The organism is Curtobacterium sp. MCPF17_051, assembly GCF_003234595.1.
Classification (GTDB): domain Bacteria; phylum Actinomycetota; class Actinomycetes; order Actinomycetales; family Microbacteriaceae; genus Curtobacterium; species Curtobacterium flaccumfaciens.
On sequence record NZ_QKSE01000005.1, the window covers coordinates 47,535 to 68,859 of the forward strand.

Consider the following 21,325-nt stretch of genomic DNA (forward strand, 5'->3'; position numbering starts at 1 on the left):
TCCGGTCTAGGACGCCTCGTAGTGGCGCGCGCCGCCGCGAACGCCCGCGAACCGGAACGGCGCGGTCGTGACGCGTGGACGCTCGACGTCCTCGCTGGTGGCGGCACCCGCGGCGTGGAGCGCGCGGTACGCGTCGACCGTCAGCGGGACCCGTGCCTCGAGCAGCGACCGCACGCGACCCGCACGACGGTGCTCGCGGTAGTCGGGCCGGACGATGCCGGTGATGAGCTCGCCGACGCTGCCCGAGCCGTAGCTGAACAGGCCGAGTCGCTCCCCAGCCAGATCGTCGTCGAGGTCGAGCAGTGCCGCGAGCCCGATCCAGAGCGACGCCGTGTAGGTGTTGCCGGTCTGCCGGTTGTAGGTGAACCCGATCGCCAGGTCGGCCTCGTCGAAGGTTGCCCCGACGTGCTGCGTGAGCTTGCGGTGCGCCTTGATCGCCATCTTGGTGAAGGGCTGGTGGTGCACGAACCGGGCGATGTCGTCGTACGCCGGGCCGCCCTGTTCCGCCAGGTCGTCCCAGGCGCCGACGAACGCGTTGACGTACGCACTCACCGAGAGCCGCCCGTCGACCAGTGCGGTGGAGCGGTCGTTCGGCCGCCAGAAGTCGTCGACGTCCGCGGTGTAGACGCCCGCCGCCGGCTCGATCTCGATCAGGTCGGGGTCGGCGGACACCAGGATCGCGGCGGCACCGGCACCCTGGGTCGGCTCGGCAGGGGTGTCGACGTCGTACCGGGCGACGTCGGCGGCGATGACGAGCACCCGCTCGTGCGGGGCGCGGGCGACGATGCCGAGTGCGAGCTGCACGGCGGCCATCCCGCCGTAGCAGGCCTGCTTCAGCTCGACCACGCGGACGGCCTTCGGCAGCCCGAGCAGGCCGTGCACGTACACACCGGCGGCCTTCGACTGGTCGACGCCGGACTCGGTGGCGAACAGCACCGTTCGGATGCCGTCGACGCCGTGCCGGTCGATGAGCTCCTTCGCTGCGGCGGCGCCCATCGTGACGATGTCCTCGTCGGGCGCGGGCACGCTGAAGGCGTCCTGCCCGATGCCGACGTGGTACTTCGCCGGGTCGACGCCGAGCCGCTCGGCCAGGTCGTCGAGCTCGAGCACGTGGTGGCCGGTCGCGATCGCGATGTCGTGGATGCCGACGCCGGTCATGCCGCACCCCCTGCGGGCTTCGGGCCGCGGCGTTCCATGGCGACGTGGGCGGCCATCAGCTCGCCCGGGTTGGTCTGTGCGGCGAGGAGCGAGAGCTCCCCGCACAGGACGGTCGCGGCGCACAGGGCAGCGAGGCGGCGGGCGTTCCCGCCCGGCTCGCGGTCCTCGCGACAGCCGAGGCGCACCAGGGCGTCCTCGACGACGGGCAGGTCACCGCCCTTGCCGTTGCCGACCGTGCCGACGATCAGGTGCGGCAGCGAGGTCGCGAAGTACAGGTCGCCGTCGCGGTCCTCGGCGCTCGTGATGCCCTGCGAGCCCTCGACGATGTTGGCGGCGTCCTGCCCGGTGGCGAGGTAGAAGCCGAGCAGCATGTTCGCGTAGTGCGCGTTCGCCGAGCGGATGGCCCCGGCGATCGTCGACCCGATCAGGTTCTTCGCGATGTTGAGCTCGACGATGCGCGCGGTGCTCGACCGCAGGCGCTTCTCGACGACCTCGCCGGGGATCACGATCTCGGCGATGGTGTTGCGGCCGCGGCCACGGATGCCGTTCACGGCGGTGGCCTTCTTGTCGGTGCAGAAGTTGCCCGACACCGAGACGTACCGCAGGCCCGGCTGCCAGTCCAGGATCGCCGGCAGCAGCTTGTCCGCCGCCTGCGTGACCATGTTGTGGCCGGAGGCGTCGCCGGTGGTGAACGCGAAGCGCAGGAACAGCAGGTCCCCGACGATCTCCGGGTGCACCTCGATGAGCTTGGCGAACCGGCTCTGCCCGGACACGATCGCGGCGAGCTCGTCCTGGCGCGCGAGGATCTCGCCCGCGGCGACGTGGGCTGCTGCGGCGCTGTCGGCACGGACGACGACGGAGCGGGTCATGCGCTCGTCGACGACGGTCGCCACGATGCCGTCCTCGACCATGCGCGAGATGCGTGCGCCGCGGCCGACGGACGGCCAGAGCGGCGACTCGTAGGTGGCGAGGGGGACCTCGTGCTCCCCCTGCACGGCGTTGCCGCTGACGCGGATCGGGCCGACCCACTTGGTGGGGATCGGTGTGAGCAGGTCACTCATCGAGGGCTCCTTCTGGTGCTCGCACCGCGACGCTGAGGTGTCTGATGTCGTGCGCCTCCCAGGCGCGGTGGATGCCGGCGGGGTCGGTGTCCGCCGGGACGAGCGCGATGCCGCAGTCGCCGCCGCCGGCCCCGGACGGCTTCGCCGCCCCGCCCGCGGCCTCGACGACGTCGCACAGGGTCGCGAGACGCTCGGTCTCGATCTGCGACCCGACGGATGCACCGAGGCGCTGCAGCAGCCCGCGGGCGCGTCGGAGGGCCCCGAGCGTGCGCTCGGCGTCGCCGGTCTGGAGGCCCGTGGTCAGGTCGTCGACGCAGCTGCGGCTCTCGTCGAGGAACGCCTGGTACCCGCCGTCGCGGTGCCGACGCACCACGTCGACGAGCTTCGTGGTGGACGCGGGCGAGCCGGTCCAGCCGACGAGGAGCTGCAGGTTCTCGGGGGCGGGCAGCCGCTGGACGTCGAAGCCGTCCCACGCGTCGGCGTCGGTCAGGATCGCGGACACGGCGTGGTCGCCGAGCATCGCGGCGAGACGCTCGCGGTCGGGGGCGCTGTAGCGCAGCCAGCCGCCGAACGTGCTCGCAGCGAGGTCGCCGCCGGAGGCCCGGGGGTTCACCCGGATGGTGGCGAGCAGCGCGACCTGGAAGCGCTGGCGCTGCGTCAGGCCGATGCCGTAGAACCGGTCGAGAGCGCCGACGGTGGCGACGGTGACCGCGGCCGAGGACCCGAGCCCGAACTTCCGGCCGCTGGCGTCGTCCAGTTGGCTCTCGATGCGCAGGTCGTGGAACCGCGGGGCGATGCCGTGCTCGGCGCGGAGCTTCTCGACCAGGTCGATCGTGGCCATCACGTAGTCGTACGGGTGGTGCTCACGGTCGAGCGCGAGGCCGTCCTCGGCACGGGTCCACGTGAGCGGCAGGTGCCCGTACTCCTCGGAGTGCACGCTGCCCGCGCCGTGGCCCTCGCGCACCTTCGCCGTGATGGCGCGGTCGAGGGCGATCAGGACGGACGGCTGGCCCGGCTCGACGACGGCGTACTCGCCGGCGACGAACAGCTTGCCGTGTGCACGGAACTCGATCACTGCGCGGACTCCTTCTGGTCGGGATTGCTCCCGATCTCTTCGGAGCGGAGCACCCGCGCGGCAGGTCCGGTGCCGGACTCGATGACGTCCCCCAGCGACGCGAGCGCGCCGGCGACCGCCGACCGGTCCTGCGGCTTCGTGAGCACGACGACGTTCGGGCCCGCGTCGGCCGTGGCGTAGGCCTCGGTGCCGCCGGCACGCAGCTCGGCGACGGCGTCGAACACGGCGACGCTGCGGGCGTTGAGGTAGCGGATCGGCGGGAACGCGCCCTCGATCGTCGCGTGCATGCGGAGCGCGTTGCTCTCGGTGATCTCGCCGATGCGGGTGAAGTCACCGGCCGCGCAGGCCGTGAGCATGTCGCCGACGGTCTCGGTCGTCGAGGTCACCCAGGCCGGGTAGAAGGGCGACGTCGCGATGGTGCGGCGCATGGCCTCGCGCGACCCGATCGGCTTCGGGCCGGCGTCGATCGTGACCACGACCATCGCCATCGGCGGGGCCGGGATCGGCTCGGCGAAGGAGCCCTGGTCGTCGCCGGCGTGCCAGACGGCGACACCGCCGGGGATCGAGCGCGTGGCCGAGCCGGAACCGCGACGGGCCAGACGGGACAGGTCCCGTGGCGACAGGTCGAGGCCGTAGGCCGCGGCGGCCGCGGTCGCCAGGGCGGCGAAGCCGGACGCGCTCGATGCCAGCCCGGCACCGGTCGGGACCGTGTTCTCGGACACCACCGATGCCCGCTCGGACGACCCCGCGAGCTCGCGCACCAGGTCGAGGAACCGCTGCACGCGCACCAGCGCACCGTCGTCGACGACGTGACCGTTCAGCGTGAACGCGTCACGGGCCTCCCGTCCGCCGTCCACCGTGACGGTGGTCGTCGTCGGGAACACGTCGAGCCCCATCGAGACGCTGCCCGTGGCGGGCAGCGCGAGCTGCGCGTCCGCCTTCCCCCAGTACTTGACGAGGGCGATGTTGGGGTGCGCGACGGCGGTGGCTGTCAGCAAGCGCGGGCTCCGATCGTGGTGGTCCAGGTGGCTGCGGCCCCTGCGCCGCGGAGTGCGGCCGCGATGCGGTCCGCGTGGTCGTCGTCCGCGGCGAGCGCGAGGACGCACCCGCCCCGCCCGCCGCCGGTGAGCTTCGCGCCGAGGGCGTCCGCATCGCGTGCGGCGTCGACGAGCCGGTCCAGGTCGCCACTCGACACGTCGAGTGTGCTGAGCAGGTCGTGCGCGGCGTCCATGGTGGCACCCAGAGCCTGGGCATCGCCGTCCTCGAGTGTCCCCCGTGCCCGCCGGGCGAGCGCGCCGATCCGGTCGATCACGGCGCCGACACCGACCGGGTCCTGGTCGTGGCGGGCGCGGACGGCCGAGACGGCCTCGCGGGTGTGCCCGGGGACGCCGGTGTCCGCGACGACGAAGGTGAACCGGGCGCCGAGCGTCACGGGTTCGATCCGGCCGGCCTCGAACCAGACCGGCGCGGACGCGACGACGCCCCGGGCGTCCAGGCCGGACGGTCGGCCGTGGGCGACGCGCTCGCACTCCTGGATGAGCTCGTGGTGGGTCTCGACGTCGAGGGTCTCGCCCAGGGCATCGGCGACGGCGGCGGTCACGGCGGCGGCGACCGCGGCACTCGAGCCCATGCCGCGGGCGGTCGGGACCTCGCTGTCGACCCGGACGTGGAAGTGGCGGTCGGTGACCCCGAAGTGGCGCAGGGTCGCGGTGACGGCGGTGACGGTCGGCATCACGGCCGCTGGTGCGAGGTCGAGGGGGCCGGTGTGCACGGTCGACTGCAGGCTGTGACCGGGCTGCTCGGCGTCGGCGGCGACCGGGGTGACCGTCGCCACGACCCGTGCGTCGAGCACCGGCAGGACGAGAGCGGGTGCGCCGTAGACCACGGCGTGCTCACCGATCAGGATCGTCTTGCCGTGGGAGGACGCCGATCCGTTGCCGGGGGTCGTGGTGGTGTCGAGGTCGCTGCTGGTCATCGTGGGTCACGTCAGCCTAACCGCCTCGGCCGTCGGCGTGTTCGTCGTGCGCTGCGGGCGGACCTGGGACGCCGTTCCGGGAGCGTGGCGCACCATCGGGGTCCGCCCACGACGAGGAGCCGCGATGCCGCACGCCCTACGACCGGCCCGACCGCGCCCGGTCCGGCTCGACGAGCTCGCCCGAGCACTCGGTGTCGACGGTCCCGGCGGGGGTGCCGGGCCCTTCGCGGGTGCCGGCGGCGGTGTCGGCCCCGGCGCCGTCCCGGTGGCCGGCCTGGCGCTCGCCACCGACGAACTCCGGCCGGGGATGCTGTTCGCCGCGCTCCCCGGCCGCCTCGCACACGGCGCGCAGTTCGCCGAGGCGGCGCGCAACGCCGGTGCTGCCGCGGTGCTGACGGACCCGGACGGGCAGGCCGCGGCGCGACGGAGCGGGCTGCCGGTCCTCGTCGTCCCGGACGTCCGCGCCCACCTGGGCGCCGTCGCACGGCTCCTCGCCGGCACGGAGTCGCTGCCGTTCCCGCTGTTCGGGGTGACCGGCACGAACGGCAAGACGTCGACGGTGCACCTGCTCGACGCCCTGATGCGCCGGCTCGGGTGGCGGTCGGCGATCAGCAGCACGGTCGAGCGCCGTGTCGACGACGAGTCGCTGCCGAGTGCGCTGACGACACCGGAAGCCCCCGAACTGCACGCGTTCCTGGCACGCGCAGCCGAACGCGGGGTCGACGGAGCCGCCCTCGAGGTGAGTGCGCAGGGCCTCTCCCGTCACCGCACCGACGGCGTCCGGTTCGACGTGGCGGGCTTCACGAACCTGTCACACGACCACCTCGACGACTACGCCGACATGGACGAGTACCTGGCGGCGAAGGCCCTGCTGTTCACGCCCGCTCGGTCGCGCGCCGGCGTGGTGTCACTCGACTCCCCTGCCGGCCGACGGATCGTCGGGCGGGCGACGGTCCCGGTGACGACGATCTCGACCGCCCCCGCGGCCGGGGCCGACTGGACCGTGCTGGTGCGGGAGCAGCGGCCCGACGGCACCCGGTCGACCCTGACCGCACCGGACGGCACGACGATCGACCTCGACCTCCCGCTGCTCGGCGTGCACATGGCGGCGGACGCGGGCCTGGCGGTGGCGATGCTCGCGACCGCGGGCGTGCCGGTGCCCGCCCTGCTCGAGGCGACACGAGGCCGCCTCGACGTCGTCGTGCCCGGGCGGATGGCGGATGCGTCGGCGGCGACCGGGCCCCGTGTCTTCGTGGACTTCGCGCACACCCCCGACGCCTTCGCGAAGAGCCTGGCGGCGGTGCGTGCGTTCGCGCCGGGCCGGGTCGGGATCGTCCTCGGGGCGGACGGCGACCGTGACCCGAGCAAGCGGGCGGCGATGGGAGCGGTGGCGGCCGAGGCCGCTGACGTGGTCGTCGTGGCCGACCACCATCCCCGCTTCGAGGCCCCCGCCCCGATCCGGGCGGCGATCGTCGACGGTGCGCGGGCGAGCGGGCACGACGCGCTGGTCGTCGAGGAGCCGGACCCGGCGCGGGCGATCCGCCGGGCGATCGCCGAGGTCGGTGACGACGGGGTCGTGTACTGGGCCGGTCCGGGCCTGACCGACTACCGGGACGTCCGCGGGGTGCACGTGCCCTACTCGTCGTTCCGGGACGCCCAGGCCGCACTCGCCGAGGCGGGGCACCTGCCCGGCGCTCGCTGTGAGCTCGCCTGCGAACCGTCGATGTAGGTTGCACACAACTCAGTTGCGTGACAGTGTGGACGCATGCCCGTGACCGACGAGATGGTGTGCTTCTCCCTCTACGCGGCGTCCCGCGCCACCACGCAGGCGTACCGCACGATGCTCGAACCCTGGGGCCTGACGTACCCGCAGTACCTGGTGCTCGTCACCCTGTGGGTCGAGGGCGACCAGACCGTCTCGAGCCTCGGAGAACACCTGCAGCTCGACTCCGGCACCCTCTCGCCGCTGCTCCGCCGCATGGAGCAGAGCGACCTGGTCCGCCGCGAGCGCCGCAGCACCGACGAGCGCGTCGTCACGGTGACCGTCGGCGAGCGCGGCCGCGAACTGCGGTCCGAGCTGAGCGGCATCCCCGCGCGCATCGCCGCCGGGATGGGCCTGGCCGACGAACGCGCCGCCGCCGAGCTGATCGCGACGCTGCACCGGCTGACCGAGACGATGCACGCGGCGGCCGATCCCGCTGGCGCCGTTTCGCGCTGAGCGACAGCTCACGCCCACGTGCGCCCGTGAACTGTCGCTGAGCGCGAGAGCACGCAGCACCCCAACGCAGCGCCCACGTCCTGCACGATCCGCCCACAAGGAAGGAACCCCATGGAAGCCCTCTACACCGCCGAGGCCCTGGCCACCGGCGAAGGCCGCAACGGCCACGTCGCCACGAGCGACGGCACGGTCGAGTTCGACCTCGCCATCCCGAAGGAGATGGGTGGCTCCGGCAACGGCGCCAACCCCGAGCAGCTCTTCGCCGCCGGCTACGCCGCCTGCTTCCACTCCGCCCTGCAGGGCGTCGCCCGCAGCCAGAAGGTGAAGATCACCGACTCCTCCGTCGGCGGCCGCGTGTCGATCGGCCCGAACGGCAACGGTGGCTACCAGCTCGCCGTCATGCTCGAGGTCGTCATCCCCGGCCTGGAGCACGACCAGGCCCAGGCCCTCGCCGACGCTGCCCACCAGGTCTGCCCGTACTCGAACGCGACCCGCGGCAACATCGACGTCACCATCGTCGTCTCGGAGGACTGACCCATGAGCACCACCACCCCCACCACCATGCGCGCCGTCGTCCACGAGACGTTCGCCGAGCCCGCCGACGTCCTCGAGGTGCAGGAGCGCCCCGTCCCGACGCCCGGCGCCGGCGAGGTCCTCGTCCGCACCGTCCTCTCCCCCATCCACAACCACGACCTGTGGACCGTCCGCGGCACCTACGGCTTCAAGCCGGAGCTCCCCGCCGCCTCGGGCACCGAGGCACTCGGCGTCGTCGAGGCACTCGGCGAGGGCGTCACGAACCTGCAGGTCGGCCAGCGCGTCGCCGGCGGTGCCTTCGGCGTCTGGGCCGAGTACTACACCGCGAACGCCGCCGGACTCGTGCCGGTGCCGGACGCGATGACCGACGAGGCCGCAGCCCAGCTCGTCTCGATGCCGTTCAGCGCCATCAGCCTGCTGCACTCGCTCGACCTGCACGAGGGCGACTGGATCATCCAGAACGCCGCCAACGGTGCGGTCGGTCGCATGGTCGCCCAGCTCGGTGCCGCCCGCGGCATCAACGTGATCGGACTCGTCCGTCGCGCCGCCGGTGTCGACGAGCTCCGCGAGCAGGGCATCGAGCGCATCGTCGCCACCGACGCCGACGACTGGCAGGACCAGGTCGCCGCGATCACCGGTGGCGCCCCGATCATCGCGGGCGTCGAGTCGGTCGGTGGCAAGGCCGCCGGCGACATCGCCTCGGTGCTGGGCGAGAACGCCACCCTCGTCGTCTTCGGCGCGATGGCGTCGCCGACGCTCGAGATCCCGTCGGGCAAGGTCATCTTCGGCCAGCTCACCGTGAAGGGCTTCTGGGGCTCCGTCGTCAGCAAGACGATGCCGGACGAGACGAAGGGGCAGCTCTTCGGTGAGCTCATCACCCGCGTGCTCGACGGCTCGCTGACGCTCCCCGTCGCCGAGACCTTCGCCTTCGAGCAGGTCCGCGACGCCGTGCGCGCCAGCGACACCGCCGGCCGCGTCGGCAAGGTGCTCCTGCGCCCGTAGCGCGACCACAGAACGGACGGGAGGCCCGGTGCCAGCTGGCACCGGGCCTCCCGTCCGTTCGCTGGTCCGTCACATGGCCTCCTTGATCCCCCGACGCACCAGCCACACGTTCACGGGGTACGAGCAGACGAAGCCGGCCACCATCGCCAGCTGCATCGCCACCCAGAACTCCGGCGAGAAGACGCTCGCGCGTCCGCCGACGAGTGCCGGGAACACGACCAGCTGCCACACCGCCATCAGTCCGTACATGCCGACCTGCCACGCGATGATCGACAACGTGTCGGCCTTGAGCGCTGCGACGAGCCCGGCCCGGACGCCGAGGCCCCGCATCGGCGCGATGGCGAAGTACTGGAACGCGATGCCGAGCACGAACGCGATGACGAAGTCGACGATCCACCCGGCGATCATCCGGTCCTGGTAGAGCGTGCCCAGGCCGACCGCCACCCCGACCGCCGGGAACGCCGCGAGCCCGAACTCCCCGATCAGGTCACCGAGTGCGCAGCCGGCACCGCAGTGACTCGTGTCGATCGCGTTGCCCGCCCACCGTCCGTGGACAGGCGCGGTGGCCCGACCCCGGCGCAGGTAGAAGACGAGCCACACGACGCTGCCGAACAGCATCGTGAGCGGCCACACGAACGCCATGACGCGCATCTGCGGCGGGCGGCGCGACGTCGACCGCCACGAACGCCGCGCAGCCCACGGCGATCACGAGCAGCGCGGCGCAGACCAGGGTGACCGGCACCGGGAACGCACCGGCGCTGAGTGCTTCCAGGTCAGCCGCCGATCACGTGGATGCCGTACGCCGCGAAGAACCCGAGGACAGCGATGAGGCCCGTCCAGGGGCCGGTCTTCCGGAAGGCCTCGGGCAGCATGGTGTCCGCGAGCATCGCCAGGATGGCTCCGGCGGCGACGGCGGTCACGGCGCTCTGCACCCCGGCCGGTGCCTGCCCGAGGATCGCGTACCCGCCGAGCGCCGAGAGGGCGCACGCGAGGGCGATGGCGCCCCAGACGGAGAACACGTACCGCGCTCCCCGACCGTTCTCCTTCATGTCGGACGTGCTGGACAGCCCCTCCGGCAGGTTCGAGATGATGACCGCGGCCACGACCGCGATCGACAGCGAGCCGCCCGCGGCGAGCCCGACTCCCTGCACCGCCGTCTCCGGGATGCCGTCGAGCAACGCGCCGAGGGCGATGCCGAGGCCGGTCCCGGATCCCGTCGAGCCGGCCCCGCTGCGCTTCTTCCGTGCACCGCGTCATTCCAGCAGGACGTCGAGACCGACGTAGACGACCGCCCCGCCGAGGAACCCGGCCATCGCCGTCCAGAACGTGCCGGACCGGGTGGCCTCGGCGACCAGGTCGAAGGAGAGCGCCGAGATGAGGACGCCGGCGCCGAAGGCGGTGATCGTCGCCACGACCGTCCGCGGCACCCGGACGAACCAGGCGATCGCGGCACCGACGACGAGGGCGAGACCGGAGGCCAGACCGGCGCCGGTCGCCAGGAGGAGGGGATGCACGGGTCGAGTGTAGGAACCCGCCGATCCGTGGGCACCAAGGTCGCCCGTCACGCAGGACAGGAGACGTCGGGGGCCCTGGGGCGCCCCGACGTCTCCTGCGTGGTGCGGACTAGCGGCGCGACGCCTTCTCCGGGACGGTGAAGATGTTGCCGGTGGTGACACCCTCCTCGACCTCTTCGAGGGTGCGGCCGCGGCTCTCCGGCACGAACTTCCAGATGAAGAGCAACGCCAGCAGCCCGACGACCCCGAAGCCGAAGAAGGTCCCGGTGATGCCGGTCGCGGCGACGATCGTCGGGAAGTACAGCCCGAGGAACGCGTTCGCGATCCAGAGGCAGAACACCGAGATGCCCATGCCGAGTGCACGGATCTGGGTCGGGAAGATCTCGGACAGGACGACCCACACGGCGATGTTGAGGAAGGTCTGCATCGAGCCGACGAAGGCGACGACCAGGAACAGGATGACCCACGGACGAGCCGGGTTGCCGTCGGGCAGCGCCACCGAGGCGATGCCGATGAGGAAGTGGCAGACGGTCGTCAGCGAGAAGCCGATGATCAGGGTCGTGCGGCGGTTGATCTTCTCCATGTTGTAGATGGCGATGAAGCCACCGATCACGGCGATGACGCCGGGCGCGATGTTGGCGATGAGCGCTGCCGACTGCTCGAAGCCCGACTCGATCAGCACGGTCTGGCCGTAGTACATGATCGAGTTGATGCCGGTGAGCTGCTGCGCGACCCCGAGCCCGGCACCGATGAGCACGATGCGGATGAGCCACTTGTTGCCGAGCAAGGTGCGCCAGCCGCTGATCTTCTGCAGCTTCGCCTCGAGGTCGTTGGTGCGCTTGATGTCGTCGAGTTCGGCGTTCGCCCGCTCCGTCGTGCGGATCTGTCCGAGGACCGAGAGTGCCTCGTCGTTGCGACCCTTCGACGCGAGCCAGCGCGGCGACTCCGGCACGCGGAGCATGCCGACGAACAGCGCGATCGCGGGGAGCGCACAGACGGCCAGCATGACGCGCCACACGCCGTTGCCCTCACCCCACAAGGTGCCGATGAACGCGTTGACCACGAACGCGGCGAGCTGACCGATCACGATCATGAGCTCGTTGCGGCCGGACAGTGACCCGCGGATCTCGTACGGTGCGAGTTCGGCGAGGAACACCGGCACCACCGTGGACGCGCCACCCACCGCGAGGCCGAGGAGCACACGACCGACGACGATGACCTCGAACGTCGGCGCGAACACGCAGATCAGCGTGCCGACGAAGAACGTGACGGCGAGCAGGATGATGGTCTTGCGACGACCCCAGCCGTCGGCGATGCGGCCGCCGAGCATGGCGCCGATCGCGGCACCGAACAACAGCGAGCTGGTGACCACGCCCTCGGTGAAGTTCGTGAGGCCGAGCTCCGCCTTCATCGGGTTCAGGGCACCGTTGATGACACCGGTGTCGTACCCGAAGAGCAACCCGCCGAACGTGGCGACGAGGGCCAGCACGCCGAGTCGTCGGCGGTGCGGCCCGGTCCCCAACGGGGGCAGTGCGACAGTCGGGGCTGTCGGTTTGATGTCGACCATTCGGTGACTCCTTCGTCGGTGATCGCGCTTCATCGCGTGGACCGATCGTAACCCGATTCCATGTCCTGTCAATTGGACATTCTGTCGTGGGTCGTTTGGATCGGTCCACAGAAGGCCTGATGAGGACGGGAGCGGTCCAACCCGCGGATCGGGCTCAGCGCTCGTCGTCGACGGGGCCGTCGCCCAGCACGTCCCCCAACGAGGCCATGTCGGCACCGTGGTCGGTGTAGCGGCGCACGGTCCGTCGGGCGGCGGCACTCGCGGCACCGGACAGGGCGGGGTTGCGTCGGGCGGCGTCGGCGACGCGTCCGGCGTGCCCCGCGGTGGAGAGCAGCACGTTGGCCAGGGCCCGGGCGTCGCCGCGCTCGGGGACCCCGGTCACGGTCCAGGCCGTGCGGACCTGCGCGTCCGGGGTGACGCCGCGACGGGTGCCCATCCGGTGCCAGTCCGACAGCACGCCCTCGGTGCGCGAGGCCGCTCGGTCTGCCTCGCCTGCGCGTCGGCGTGCGGCGTCGCGGGCGTCGGACTCGCCGTCCGTGCCCTCGACCGTGTCGTACCGGTCGGTGAGCCCGTCGGCCCGGCGGCGGACGCTGTCGGCCCGTTCACGCGCTGCGACGTCGTCACCACCGGCCGCTGCGATGCGGGCGGCGTGCGCGGCGGCAGCCGCGGCGAGGATCTCCGAACGCTCCATGCCCTCGACCGTAGCCGCTCCGACCGACACCGGCGGACCGTCCGGCGCGGTGACGGGGCGCGGCGGCAGGCGCGTTTCGCGCTGGGCGACACCTCACGGGCCGCGGGGCGCGTGAGGTGTCGCTGACCGCGAAACCGGCCCGGCGTCCACCCCCGCGGCCAGCGCACGCACACGACGGACGGGAGGCCCGTGGCGGATCCGCCACGGGCCTCCCGTCCGTCAGGTGCCGGCGTCCGTTACTTCCGCAGCTCCAGGTACTTCGCGATGAGCGCCTTGGTCGACGGGTCCTGCGCGTCGAGCGCAGCCTGATCGCCCTCGACGGCCGGCGTGACCTGCAGCGCCAGCTGCTTGCCGAGTTCCACACCCCACTGGTCGAACGAGTCGATGCCCCAGATCGTGCCCTCGGTGAACACGATGTGCTCGTACAGCGCGATGAGCTGGCCGAGGACGCTCGGGGTGAGCTCCGGCGCGATGATCGACGTGGTCGGCTTGTTGCCGGGGAACGTGCGCGCCGCGACGATGCCTTCGTCGGTGGTGCCCTCGGCGCGGACCTCGTCGGCGCTCTTGCCGAACGCGAGCGCCTTGGTCTGCGCGAAGAAGTTCGCCAGGAACAGCGTGTGCACGTCGGTGCCGGGCGCGACGCCCTTGCCGTCGCCGGTCTCGTCCTTCAGCGGACGGGCCGGGTTGGCGACCGTGATGAAGTCGGCCGGGATCAGGCGGGTGCCCTGGTGGATGAGCTGGTAGAACGCGTGCTGGCCGTTCGTGCCGGGCTCACCCCAAAAGACCTCGCCGGTCTCGGTGGTGACGGGCGAGCCGTCCCATCGGACGCGCTTGCCGTTCGACTCCATGGTGAGCTGCTGCAGGTACGCGGCGAAGCGGTGCAGGTACTGCGTGTACGGCAGGACCGCGTGGCTCTGCGCACCGAGGAAGTTCGTGTACCAGACGTTGAGCAGGCCCATCAGGACGGGGACGTTCTGCTCGAGCGGGGTGGTGCGGACGTGCTCGTCGATGGCGTGGAAACCGGCGAGGAACTGCTCCCAGTTCTCCTTGCCGATGGCGATGACGACGCTCGTGCCGATGGCCGAGTCGACCGAGTAGCGGCCGCCCACCCAGTCCCAGAAGCCGAAGGCGTTCTCGGGGTCGATGCCGAACGCCTCGACCTTGTCGAGCGCGGTGGAGACGGCGACGAAGTGCTTGGCGACGGCGTTCTTCTTCTCGTCGTCGGCGGCGTCGGTCAGGCCGAGCTCCTCCCACAGCCACTGGCGGGCGAGGCGTGCGTTCGTCAGGGTCTCGAGCGTGCCGAAGGTCTTCGACGCGACGATGAAGAGCGTGGTCTCGGGGTCGAGGTCGGCGGTCTTCTCGTAGATGTCCGCCGGGTCGATGTTCGAGACGAAGCGGGCCTCGAGTCCGGGCTGGACGTAGGGCTTGAGTGCCTCGTAGACCATGACCGGGCCGAGGTCGGAGCCACCGATGCCGATGTTGACGACGGTCTCGATGCGCTTGCCGGTGACACCGGTCCAGGCGCCGCTGCGGACCTGCTCGGCGAAGCCGTAGACCTTGTCGAGCGTGGCGTGCACGTCGGCGTCGACGTCCTGGCCGTCGACGGTCAGGGGCGCCGCCGGCACGAGGCCCTCGGTCGCCTTCGGGCGGCGGAGCGCGGTGTGCAGCACGGCGCGGTCCTCGGTGACGTTGATGTGCTCACCGGCGAGCATCGCCTGGAAGCGCTCGGCGACGCCGGTGTCCTTCGCGACCTGCAGCAGCGCGGCGAGGATCTCGTCGGTCACCAGGCCCTTGGACAGGTCGACGGTCAGGTCGGCCGCCTGGAAGGTGTACTGCTCGGCACGACCGGGGTCGCTGTCGAACCACCCTCGCAGGTCCGGGGTGAAGTCGGCAGCGATGCTGTCGAGCTTCTTCCAGCCTTCGGTCGATGTGGGGTCGACGGGAGCGGATTCGGTCACGGGGTCCTCCTGGATCACCTTCTGGACGTACAGCCCGCGGGTCACGCAGCGCTGCGTCGCGGACCGTCTTCGAGCGTAGTGCGCTCCGGCAGGTGGTGCGCACAGTCGGCCGGGAGGCGCGGCTCGCGTTCGCTGCGCGCGTCACGCCCCCGGGCCGGTCGCGTGCAGGGCCGCGGTCGGCTCGCCGCGTGCAGGGCCGCGGTCGGCTCGCCGGGTTCAGGGCCGCGGTCGGCTCGCCGGGTTCACGGCTGCGGTGCGAAGCGACGCAGGCGCAGGCTGTTCGTCACGACGAAGACCGACGAGAACGCCATCGCCGCACCCGCGAGCACCGGGTTGAGCAGCCCCGCCATCGCGAGCGGGATCGCCGCGACGTTGTACGCGAACGCCCAGAACAGGTTGCCCTTGATGACGCCGAGCGTGGCGCGCGACAGCCGGATGGCGTCGGCCACCACGGTGAGCCGACCGCTCACCACCGTGATGTCGCTGGCCGCGATGGCCGCGTCCGTGCCGGCCCCCATGGCGATGCCGAGGTCGGCCGCGGCGAGCGCGGCGGCGTCGTTCACCCCGTCGCCGACCATCGCGACGCTCCGGCCCTCGGACTGCAGCCGGCGGACGGTCTCGAGCTTCGACGCCGGGGTCGCGCGAGCATGCACCTCGTCGATGCCGACACGGGCGGCGACCGCGTGTGCGGCACCCTCGTTGTCGCCGGTGAGCAAGACCGGGTGCAGGCCGAGCGCCCGGAACCGGGCGATCGCGTCGGCGGCCTCGGGCTTGACGATGTCGCCGACGACGACCACGCCCAGGGCGCTGCCGTTCCGGGCGACGACGACCGCAGTGGCCCCGTCGGCCTCGGCGCGCTCGACGGCGTCGGACAGTTCCGTCGGCAGGGCGATCGACCACGAGTCGGCGAGCCAGCGGGCCGTGCCGACGAGCACGACGTCGCCGTCCACGACGGCCTGCACCCCGGCACCCGCGGTCGCGGTGAACTGCTCGGCCTCGGGCAGGTCGGCGCCTCGGGCACGGGCCGCGGTGGTGACGGCACGGGCAACGGGGTGTTCCGAGCCGTCCTCGACCGCGGCGGCGAGGCGCAGGACGAAGTCCTCGGTCTCGTCGACGGCGGTCACCGACCGCAGGGTCATCGACCCCGTGGTGACGGTGCCGGTCTTGTCGAGCACGACGGTGTCGACCCCGCGGGTGCGCTCGAGCACCTGCGGACCGCCGATCAGGATGCCGAGCTGCGAGCCTCGGCCGGTCCCGACCAGCAGGGCGGTGGGCGTGGCGAGTCCGAGGGCGCACGGGCAGGCGATGATCAGGGTGGCGACGGCCGCGGTGAAGGCCGCGGTGACCGAGCCGCCGAACACGAGCCAGCCGACGAAGGCCAGCACGGCGAGCGCGATGACGATCGGCACGAAGACCCCGGACACGCGGTCGGCCAAGCGCTGCACCTCGGCCTTGCCGGTCTGGGCGTCCTCGACCAGGCGACCCATCCGGGCGAGCTCGGTGTCGGCGCCGACGCGGGTGATCGCGACGACGAGCCGGCCGCCGACGTTGATCGTCGCGCCGGTGACCCGGTCGCCCGGGCCGACCTCGACCGGCACGGACTCACCGGTGAGCATGCTGAGGTCGACGGCCGAGGAGCCGTCCTGCACCAGGCCGTCGCTCGGGATCCGCTCGCCGGGTCGCACCACGACGACGTCGCCGACGACGAGGGACGACGCGGGCACGCGGTGTTCGGCACCGTCGCGCAGGACGGTGGCGTCCTTCGCGCCGAGTTCGAGCAGTGCCCGGAGTGCGGCGCCGGACTGCGTCTTCGCACGGGCCTCCATGTACCGGCCGGCGAGGATGAACACCGTCACGGCCGTCGCGACCTCGAGGTACAGGTCGGTGGCCTCGGGGTCCGTGGCGAACCACGAGAACGTCATGTGCATGCCGGTCGTGCCGGCGTCACCGAAGAACAGGGCGTACAGCGACCATCCGAAGGCAGCGAGGACCCCGACGCTCACCAGGGTGTCCATGGTGGCGGCACCATGGCGGGCATTGACCCACGCGGCGCGGTGGAACGGGAGCGCGCCCCAGACCGCGACGGGCGCGGCGAGCGTCAGGGCGAGCCACTGCCAGTCCGGGAACTGCAGGGCCGGCACCATCGAGAGCACCACGACGGGCACCGCGAGCACGGCGGACACGACCAGGTGTCGGCGCAGCGGGCCGGTCGGGTCCTCGTCCAGCACGGGGTCGGCGTCAGCAGCGGCGGGCGGCGCCGGCACCGTGGCGCCGTACCCGGCCGACTCCACCGCGGCGATGAGCGCCTCGGGGTCGGCGGTGCCGTCCGCGGCGACCTGCACCTGCGCCTTCTCGGTGGCGTAGTTGACCGTTGCGGTGACCCCGGGCAGCTTGCCGAGCTTCCGCTCGATGCGGTTCGCGCACGAGGCGCAGGTCATCCCGGTGATGTCGAGTTCGACGGTGCGATCGGTCACGAGCGCACGACCTCGTACCCCGCCTCGGCGACGGCGGCGCGGAGGGCGTCCGCGTCGACGGGTGCCGCGGAGCTGACGGTGACCTCGGACGACCCGCCGGGGACGAGTCGGACGTCGACGCCCGACACCCCGTCGACCTCGGTGAGCTCCTCGGTGACGCTCATCACGCAGTGTTCGCAGGTCATGCCCTCGACGAGCAGCGTTTCGGTGGTCATGGTGTCTCCTTCTCGGTGGTGGGTCGTCAGGGTCAGGAGCGGACGAGCCGGGCGATCGCCTGGCTGGCCTCGCGCACCTTCTCGTCGGCGCCGTCCCCGCCCTCGGCGACGGCCTCGGCGACGCAGTGCGCCAGGTGGTCCTCGAGCAGCGACAGCGCGACGCGTTCGAGCGCCCGGTTCGCCGCCGAGATCTGGGTCAGGACGTCGATGCAGTACGTCTCGTCCTCGACCATCCGCGCGATGCCGCGCACCTGCCCCTCGGCGCGACGGAGTCGCTTGAGCAGGTCGTCCTTGTCGCCGATGTACCCGACGTGTTCGTGCATGTCCGCCTCCACCGTTCTCAATACGGTACCCCCCTAGGGTATTCCGATCTCGTCCGCGCGCAACCGGTGGCATGATCGGCGGATGGACCCCTCGACGACGAACGGATTCCGCCGGCTGCGGTTCTCCGACGGCGCGGGCTCCGACTACTCGGACATCTTCGAGGCCGAGTACGGCGGCTCGGACTTTGCCTCCGAGACCTTCGCCACCGACGACGCCAGGTACGAGTACACGGTCGTGGGCGACGACGACCTGACGCTCCGCACCATGCGCGCCGAGGGCGGTCGACGCGGCGGGGTCATCGGCGTGCGGGACGACCACGTGGTGTTCTGGCTGACCAAGGGTCGGCTCGAGATGCACTTCGCCGACCGCACCCGCGTCGTCGAACCGGGCAGCCCGTACATCGCGTCGGCATCCGAGGCCTACCGGTTCGAGTCGAGCGGGACCGTCTACAACGGCATCCACGTCGCGGATCGATTCCTGCGGTCCGTCGGACGCGACCTCGGCTACCGCCTGCCCGACGGTCCCCTGCTGTTCGACCAGCAGGACGCGGTCATCGCCCGGCGGGAGCCGCTGCGGCACCTGGTCCGTGAGCTCGGGCCGGCCCTGGTCGACGACCGCGTGCTCGGACCGATGCGGACCGCCCTGAACCGCCGGCTGGCCGTCGTCATCCTCGACACGTTCCCCATCCGCAACCGCGGTGACGACGTGCCCGTGGCGAACCGGCTCCGCGACGCGATCCGGTTCATCGAGCTGCAGGCCGCCGAACGCCCGTCGGTCCCCACGATCGCCGCCGCGTGCGGGCTGAGCCAGCGCGGGCTGCAGGACGTCTTCGCCCGCACCCTCGACACCACCCCGCACCGGTTCCTCCGCGACCACCGGCTCGACCGCGTGCGCGAGGAACTGCTGCGCGCGGACCGCGCCGGGGGCACGAACGGATCGACGGGCATCGCCGCGATCGCCCGACGTTGGGGATTCACCAACCCCGGGCGCTTCGCCGAGACCTACCGCGACCGCTTCAGCGAGGACCCGGCCACGACGAAGCGTGCGTCGCTGGCCGCGCGACCGGAGGCCGGCAGGGCCTCGTGGCGGGTCCGGCGAGCGGTCGCGTTCATCGAGCAGCACCTCGACGACGCCCTCACGCTGGACGACATCGCTGCCGCGGCCGGGGTGCTCCCCCGACGCCTGCAGCAGCTCTTCCGCGAGGAGCGCGGCGAGTCCCCGATGGCCTGCGTGCGCGCCATGCGGGCCGCTGCAGAACGCAACGACGCGGCCGGAAACAGCGGAACCGCCTGACGCAACACCCCGGGGGTACACGTGGATCCCCGTGTTTCCGGGGTTCCCTGGATCTCCGCCGAATGCGAGAAGTCGTGTGTGACGAACCTCTTCCACAGCCCGTCTCATCCGTGAACAGCAACCGCTGGGAACGCCCGGCGGGTCAACGGAAGGAACGAACATGGCTGACACCATCACCCCCACCCCGGCCGCCACGGCGACCCGTGCCACCTCGCACGCCGGCACCAGCGGCGTCACCGGCAAGACCGTCATCGACGACACCGTCGTGTCGAAAGTCGCCGGCATCGCCGCCCGCGAGGTCAACGGTGTGCACTCCCTCGGCAACGGCGCAGCCCGTGCCATCGGTGCCCTCCGCGACGCCATCGGCCAGCGTGACTTCGGTCAGGGCGTCAAGGTCGAGGTCGGCGAGAAGCAGGTCGCCGCGGACATCGTGATCGTCGCCGAGTACCCGGTGTCGCTCCAGCAGGTCGCCGACGGCGTCCGTTCCGGTGTCGCCCGAGCCCTCGAGCAGATCGTCGGCATGGAGGTCGCCGAGGTCAACGTGACCATCCAGGACGTCTACATCCCGGGTGACGACGACGACAACGAGGACGAGAAGAAGGAAGCCCGAGTCGCATGAGCAACACGCTGATCGGCGCCCTCATCGGCGCAGTCCTCGCCGTCGTGGCACTGCAGTTCGGGTTCTGGGGCTTCGTGCTCGTGATCGTGTTCGGTGCGATCGGGGCCCTCGTGGCCGCCCTCGCCACCGGGCGCATCGACCGCGGTGCCCTGACCGACGTGCTGACCGGACGCCGGAGCTCCCGGTGAACGCCGGCCCGGACGTCCCGGGCCGCGTCGAGATCACCGCACGCGCGCTCACCTCGCTGGCGCGGGCCGTCGCAGCCGAAGGGCTCGGCGCCCCCGCCAAGCGGGTGCGCGTCGGACTCGGCGACGCTTCGGGAGCACTGTCCCTCGACATCACCGGGCCGATCGCCGCGAGCGACGACATCGTCTCCGGGTCGATCCGGATCGCGGACCAGGTCAAGGGCCGCGTGAGCGACCTGACCGGGCGCCGTGTCGGCAGTGCCCACATCGAACTCACCGGGATCGTGCGCGCGCACGAGTCCCGTGCCCGCTAGGAGGCCATCATGAGCAACGGTTCCGTCGAACGACGCATCCGTCGTCGGAGCGTCCACCGCTCCCGCTCCACCGCAGTGGCGGTGGCCCTCGTGGTGTTCGCCCTGGTGGCCGCCTGGATCGGCACCGAGTCGGTGCTCAGCGCCATCGGACGCCCACCGCTCCTCGCTGACCCGCAGACGGTCGTCGACACGGCGCTCCGCCCGGACGCCGCGTTCGTCACCATCGTCGAGGTCATCGCGGGTGCACTCGTCGTCCTCGGCGTCGTGTTGGTCGTCCTGGCACTCAAGCCCGGTCGCCAGCACCGATCGGTCGTCGAGCACGACCGCGGTGCGGTCGTCATCGACTCCCGCATCGTCGCCTCCACCGCGGCGAACGCCGCCGGCATGGCGGCCGGTGTCCCCGAGGGGAACGCATCCGCCACCGCCCGTGGCCGTTCCACCGAGGTCCGCATCGTCCCCGTCACCGGCGTACCGGTCGACGAGGCGAACGTCCGCGCCGCAGTCGTGGAGCGCCTGAGCGGTCTCGACGAGCGCTTCGGCCGACGCGTCCGCGTCCGGGTCGAGGAGAAGGGAACCCTCGCATGACCAAGAGCAACCGGACCCTCAACCGGATCATCCTGTTCGTCCTCGGCCTCGTCGCCGTCGTCGTCGGGATCGCGATGGGGGCGGGCGTGCTGCCCGCCGTCCAGGACGCCGTCAAGCCGTACGTCGACCTCCCCCGCAGCCTCGACGTTCCCGCGTCGGCGCTGTGGGTCGTCGCCGGGGCCGCGGCCCTCGTGATCGTGCTGTCGCTCGTGTGGGTGTTCACCCGCGGTGGTGGTGGCACGTCCGTCGCCGTCCGGGAGCACTCGGGCGACGACGCCGTCACGATCAACGTCGCACTCGTGCGGGACGTCGTCGAACACGAACTCGCGGGTGTCCGCGACGTGGTCGGCTCCCGTGTCGACACCTACCTCGTCCGCCGGCAGCGCGCCGCACGGATCCGTGTCGCGGTCCGCCGCGGCGGGGACGCCGTCACCGTGCTCGACGCCGTCGACCGAGCCGTCGCGGTCCTCGACCGCACCCTCGGCCGTCCGGTCCCGGTGCTCGTGCACCTGACCGGCGGTACCCGCTCCGCGCTCGCGAAGTCGACCCGCGTCCACTGACAC

24 protein-coding genes are annotated in these 21,325 nt (G+C 72.1%); 10 read left to right on the plus strand and 14 right to left on the minus strand.

The window, feature by feature from the left end:
* Positions 1–6: 6 nt before the first annotated feature.
* From DEJ35_RS04980 to mvk, 5 genes are read right to left on the minus strand one after another with little or no spacing between them, the layout of a single operon-like run.
* Positions 7–1,158, minus strand: coding sequence for a hydroxymethylglutaryl-CoA synthase (locus DEJ35_RS04980; protein ID WP_111192169.1), 1,152 nt, complete (start codon positions 1,156–1,158; stop codon positions 7–9).
* The gene (locus DEJ35_RS04985) at positions 1,155–2,219 is read right to left on the minus strand and encodes a hydroxymethylglutaryl-CoA reductase (protein ID WP_111192170.1); all 1,065 of its coding nucleotides are present in this window, start codon (positions 2,217–2,219) and stop codon (positions 1,155–1,157) included. The genes DEJ35_RS04980 and DEJ35_RS04985 overlap by 4 nt, the downstream gene beginning before the upstream one ends.
* Positions 2,212–3,294 carry a phosphomevalonate kinase gene (locus DEJ35_RS04990; protein WP_111192171.1) on the minus strand — a complete coding sequence of 361 codons (1,083 nt, stop codon included), beginning with the start codon at positions 3,292–3,294 and terminating at the stop codon, positions 2,212–2,214. The genes DEJ35_RS04985 and DEJ35_RS04990 overlap by 8 nt, the downstream gene beginning before the upstream one ends.
* Entirely contained in the window at positions 3,291–4,292 is a 1,002-nt protein-coding gene (mvaD, locus tag DEJ35_RS04995; protein WP_110860901.1) for a diphosphomevalonate decarboxylase, read from the minus strand. Before mvaD ends, DEJ35_RS04990 begins: the two co-directional genes overlap by 4 nt.
* Positions 4,286–5,269 carry a mevalonate kinase gene (gene mvk, locus DEJ35_RS05000; protein ID WP_110860903.1) on the minus strand — a complete coding sequence of 328 codons (984 nt, stop codon included), beginning with the start codon at positions 5,267–5,269 and terminating at the stop codon, positions 4,286–4,288. The genes mvaD and mvk overlap by 7 nt, the downstream gene beginning before the upstream one ends.
* 124 nt (positions 5,270–5,393) lie before the next feature.
* Between mvk and DEJ35_RS05005 the strand changes: the two genes are divergently transcribed.
* From DEJ35_RS05005 to DEJ35_RS05020, 4 genes are all read left to right on the plus strand, one after another.
* Complete coding sequence (locus DEJ35_RS05005; RefSeq protein ID WP_110860905.1) at positions 5,394–6,998, plus strand: Mur ligase family protein; 1,605 nt, start codon at positions 5,394–5,396, stop codon at positions 6,996–6,998.
* Between the two features lie 36 nt (positions 6,999–7,034).
* The gene (locus DEJ35_RS05010; RefSeq protein WP_181420085.1) at positions 7,035–7,487 is read left to right on the plus strand and encodes a MarR family winged helix-turn-helix transcriptional regulator; all 453 of its coding nucleotides are present in this window, start codon (positions 7,035–7,037) and stop codon (positions 7,485–7,487) included.
* Between the two features lie 111 nt (positions 7,488–7,598).
* Complete coding sequence (locus DEJ35_RS05015) at positions 7,599–8,021, plus strand: organic hydroperoxide resistance protein (protein ID WP_027466009.1); 423 nt, start codon at positions 7,599–7,601, stop codon at positions 8,019–8,021.
* 27 nt (positions 8,022–8,048) lie between these two features.
* Positions 8,049–9,023, plus strand: a complete 975-nt coding sequence (locus DEJ35_RS05020; protein WP_110861105.1) for a zinc-binding dehydrogenase — start codon at positions 8,049–8,051, stop codon at positions 9,021–9,023.
* A 69-nt stretch (positions 9,024–9,092) separates the two neighbouring features.
* Here DEJ35_RS05020 and DEJ35_RS05025 read toward each other — a convergent pair whose 3' ends face one another.
* The 9 genes from DEJ35_RS05025 to DEJ35_RS05060 form a co-directional block, all read right to left on the minus strand.
* Positions 9,093–9,665: a DUF4396 domain-containing protein gene (locus tag DEJ35_RS05025; RefSeq protein ID WP_220032948.1), complete on the minus strand. Its 573-nt coding sequence runs from the start codon at positions 9,663–9,665 to the stop codon at positions 9,093–9,095.
* A gap of 131 nt (positions 9,666–9,796) precedes the next feature.
* Positions 9,797–10,201 carry a ZIP family metal transporter gene (locus DEJ35_RS17690; protein ID WP_375342434.1) on the minus strand — a complete coding sequence of 135 codons (405 nt, stop codon included), beginning with the start codon at positions 10,199–10,201 and terminating at the stop codon, positions 9,797–9,799.
* 75 nt (positions 10,202–10,276) lie between these two features.
* Entirely contained in the window at positions 10,277–10,537 is a 261-nt protein-coding gene (locus tag DEJ35_RS17695; RefSeq protein WP_375342435.1) for a hypothetical protein, read from the minus strand.
* A 109-nt stretch (positions 10,538–10,646) separates the two neighbouring features.
* The gene (locus tag DEJ35_RS05035; protein WP_111122869.1) at positions 10,647–12,104 is read right to left on the minus strand and encodes a sugar porter family MFS transporter; all 1,458 of its coding nucleotides are present in this window, start codon (positions 12,102–12,104) and stop codon (positions 10,647–10,649) included.
* A 154-nt stretch (positions 12,105–12,258) separates the two neighbouring features.
* Positions 12,259–12,795, minus strand: a complete 537-nt coding sequence (locus DEJ35_RS05040; protein ID WP_111090969.1) for a hypothetical protein — start codon at positions 12,793–12,795, stop codon at positions 12,259–12,261.
* A 236-nt stretch (positions 12,796–13,031) separates the two neighbouring features.
* Positions 13,032–14,753, minus strand: coding sequence for a glucose-6-phosphate isomerase (gene pgi, locus DEJ35_RS05045; RefSeq protein ID WP_110861107.1), 1,722 nt, complete (start codon positions 14,751–14,753; stop codon positions 13,032–13,034).
* Positions 14,754–14,995: 242 nt separating this feature from the next.
* Complete coding sequence (locus DEJ35_RS05050) at positions 14,996–17,227, minus strand: cation-translocating P-type ATPase (protein WP_111192172.1); 2,232 nt, start codon at positions 17,225–17,227, stop codon at positions 14,996–14,998.
* Entirely contained in the window at positions 17,224–17,442 is a 219-nt protein-coding gene (locus DEJ35_RS05055; RefSeq protein WP_110860917.1) for a heavy-metal-associated domain-containing protein, read from the minus strand. Before DEJ35_RS05055 ends, DEJ35_RS05050 begins: the two co-directional genes overlap by 4 nt.
* 32 nt (positions 17,443–17,474) lie before the next feature.
* Positions 17,475–17,765, minus strand: coding sequence for a metal-sensitive transcriptional regulator (locus tag DEJ35_RS05060; RefSeq protein WP_110861109.1), 291 nt, complete (start codon positions 17,763–17,765; stop codon positions 17,475–17,477).
* 82 nt (positions 17,766–17,847) lie between these two features.
* Here DEJ35_RS05060 and DEJ35_RS05065 point away from each other — a divergent pair, with 82 nt between their 5' ends.
* From DEJ35_RS05065 to DEJ35_RS05090, 6 genes are all read left to right on the plus strand, one after another.
* Positions 17,848–19,059, plus strand: a complete 1,212-nt coding sequence (locus tag DEJ35_RS05065) for a helix-turn-helix domain-containing protein (RefSeq protein ID WP_110860919.1) — start codon at positions 17,848–17,850, stop codon at positions 19,057–19,059.
* A gap of 160 nt (positions 19,060–19,219) precedes the next feature.
* Positions 19,220–19,678: an Asp23/Gls24 family envelope stress response protein gene (locus tag DEJ35_RS05070; protein WP_110860921.1), complete on the plus strand. Its 459-nt coding sequence runs from the start codon at positions 19,220–19,222 to the stop codon at positions 19,676–19,678.
* A complete protein-coding gene (locus DEJ35_RS05075; RefSeq protein ID WP_017885412.1) occupies positions 19,675–19,866 on the plus strand; it encodes a DUF2273 domain-containing protein in 192 nt (63 codons plus the stop codon). The genes DEJ35_RS05070 and DEJ35_RS05075 overlap by 4 nt, the downstream gene beginning before the upstream one ends.
* Positions 19,863–20,177: a hypothetical protein gene (locus DEJ35_RS05080; protein WP_110860923.1), complete on the plus strand. Its 315-nt coding sequence runs from the start codon at positions 19,863–19,865 to the stop codon at positions 20,175–20,177. Before DEJ35_RS05075 ends, DEJ35_RS05080 begins: the two co-directional genes overlap by 4 nt.
* A gap of 9 nt (positions 20,178–20,186) precedes the next feature.
* Positions 20,187–20,762 (plus strand): DUF6286 domain-containing protein, encoded by a 576-nt coding sequence (locus DEJ35_RS05085; RefSeq protein WP_110860925.1) that lies wholly within the window; start codon positions 20,187–20,189, stop codon positions 20,760–20,762.
* Positions 20,759–21,322 (plus strand): hypothetical protein, encoded by a 564-nt coding sequence (locus DEJ35_RS05090; RefSeq protein WP_110860927.1) that lies wholly within the window; start codon positions 20,759–20,761, stop codon positions 21,320–21,322. The genes DEJ35_RS05085 and DEJ35_RS05090 overlap by 4 nt, the downstream gene beginning before the upstream one ends.
* Positions 21,323–21,325: the final 3 nt, after the last annotated feature.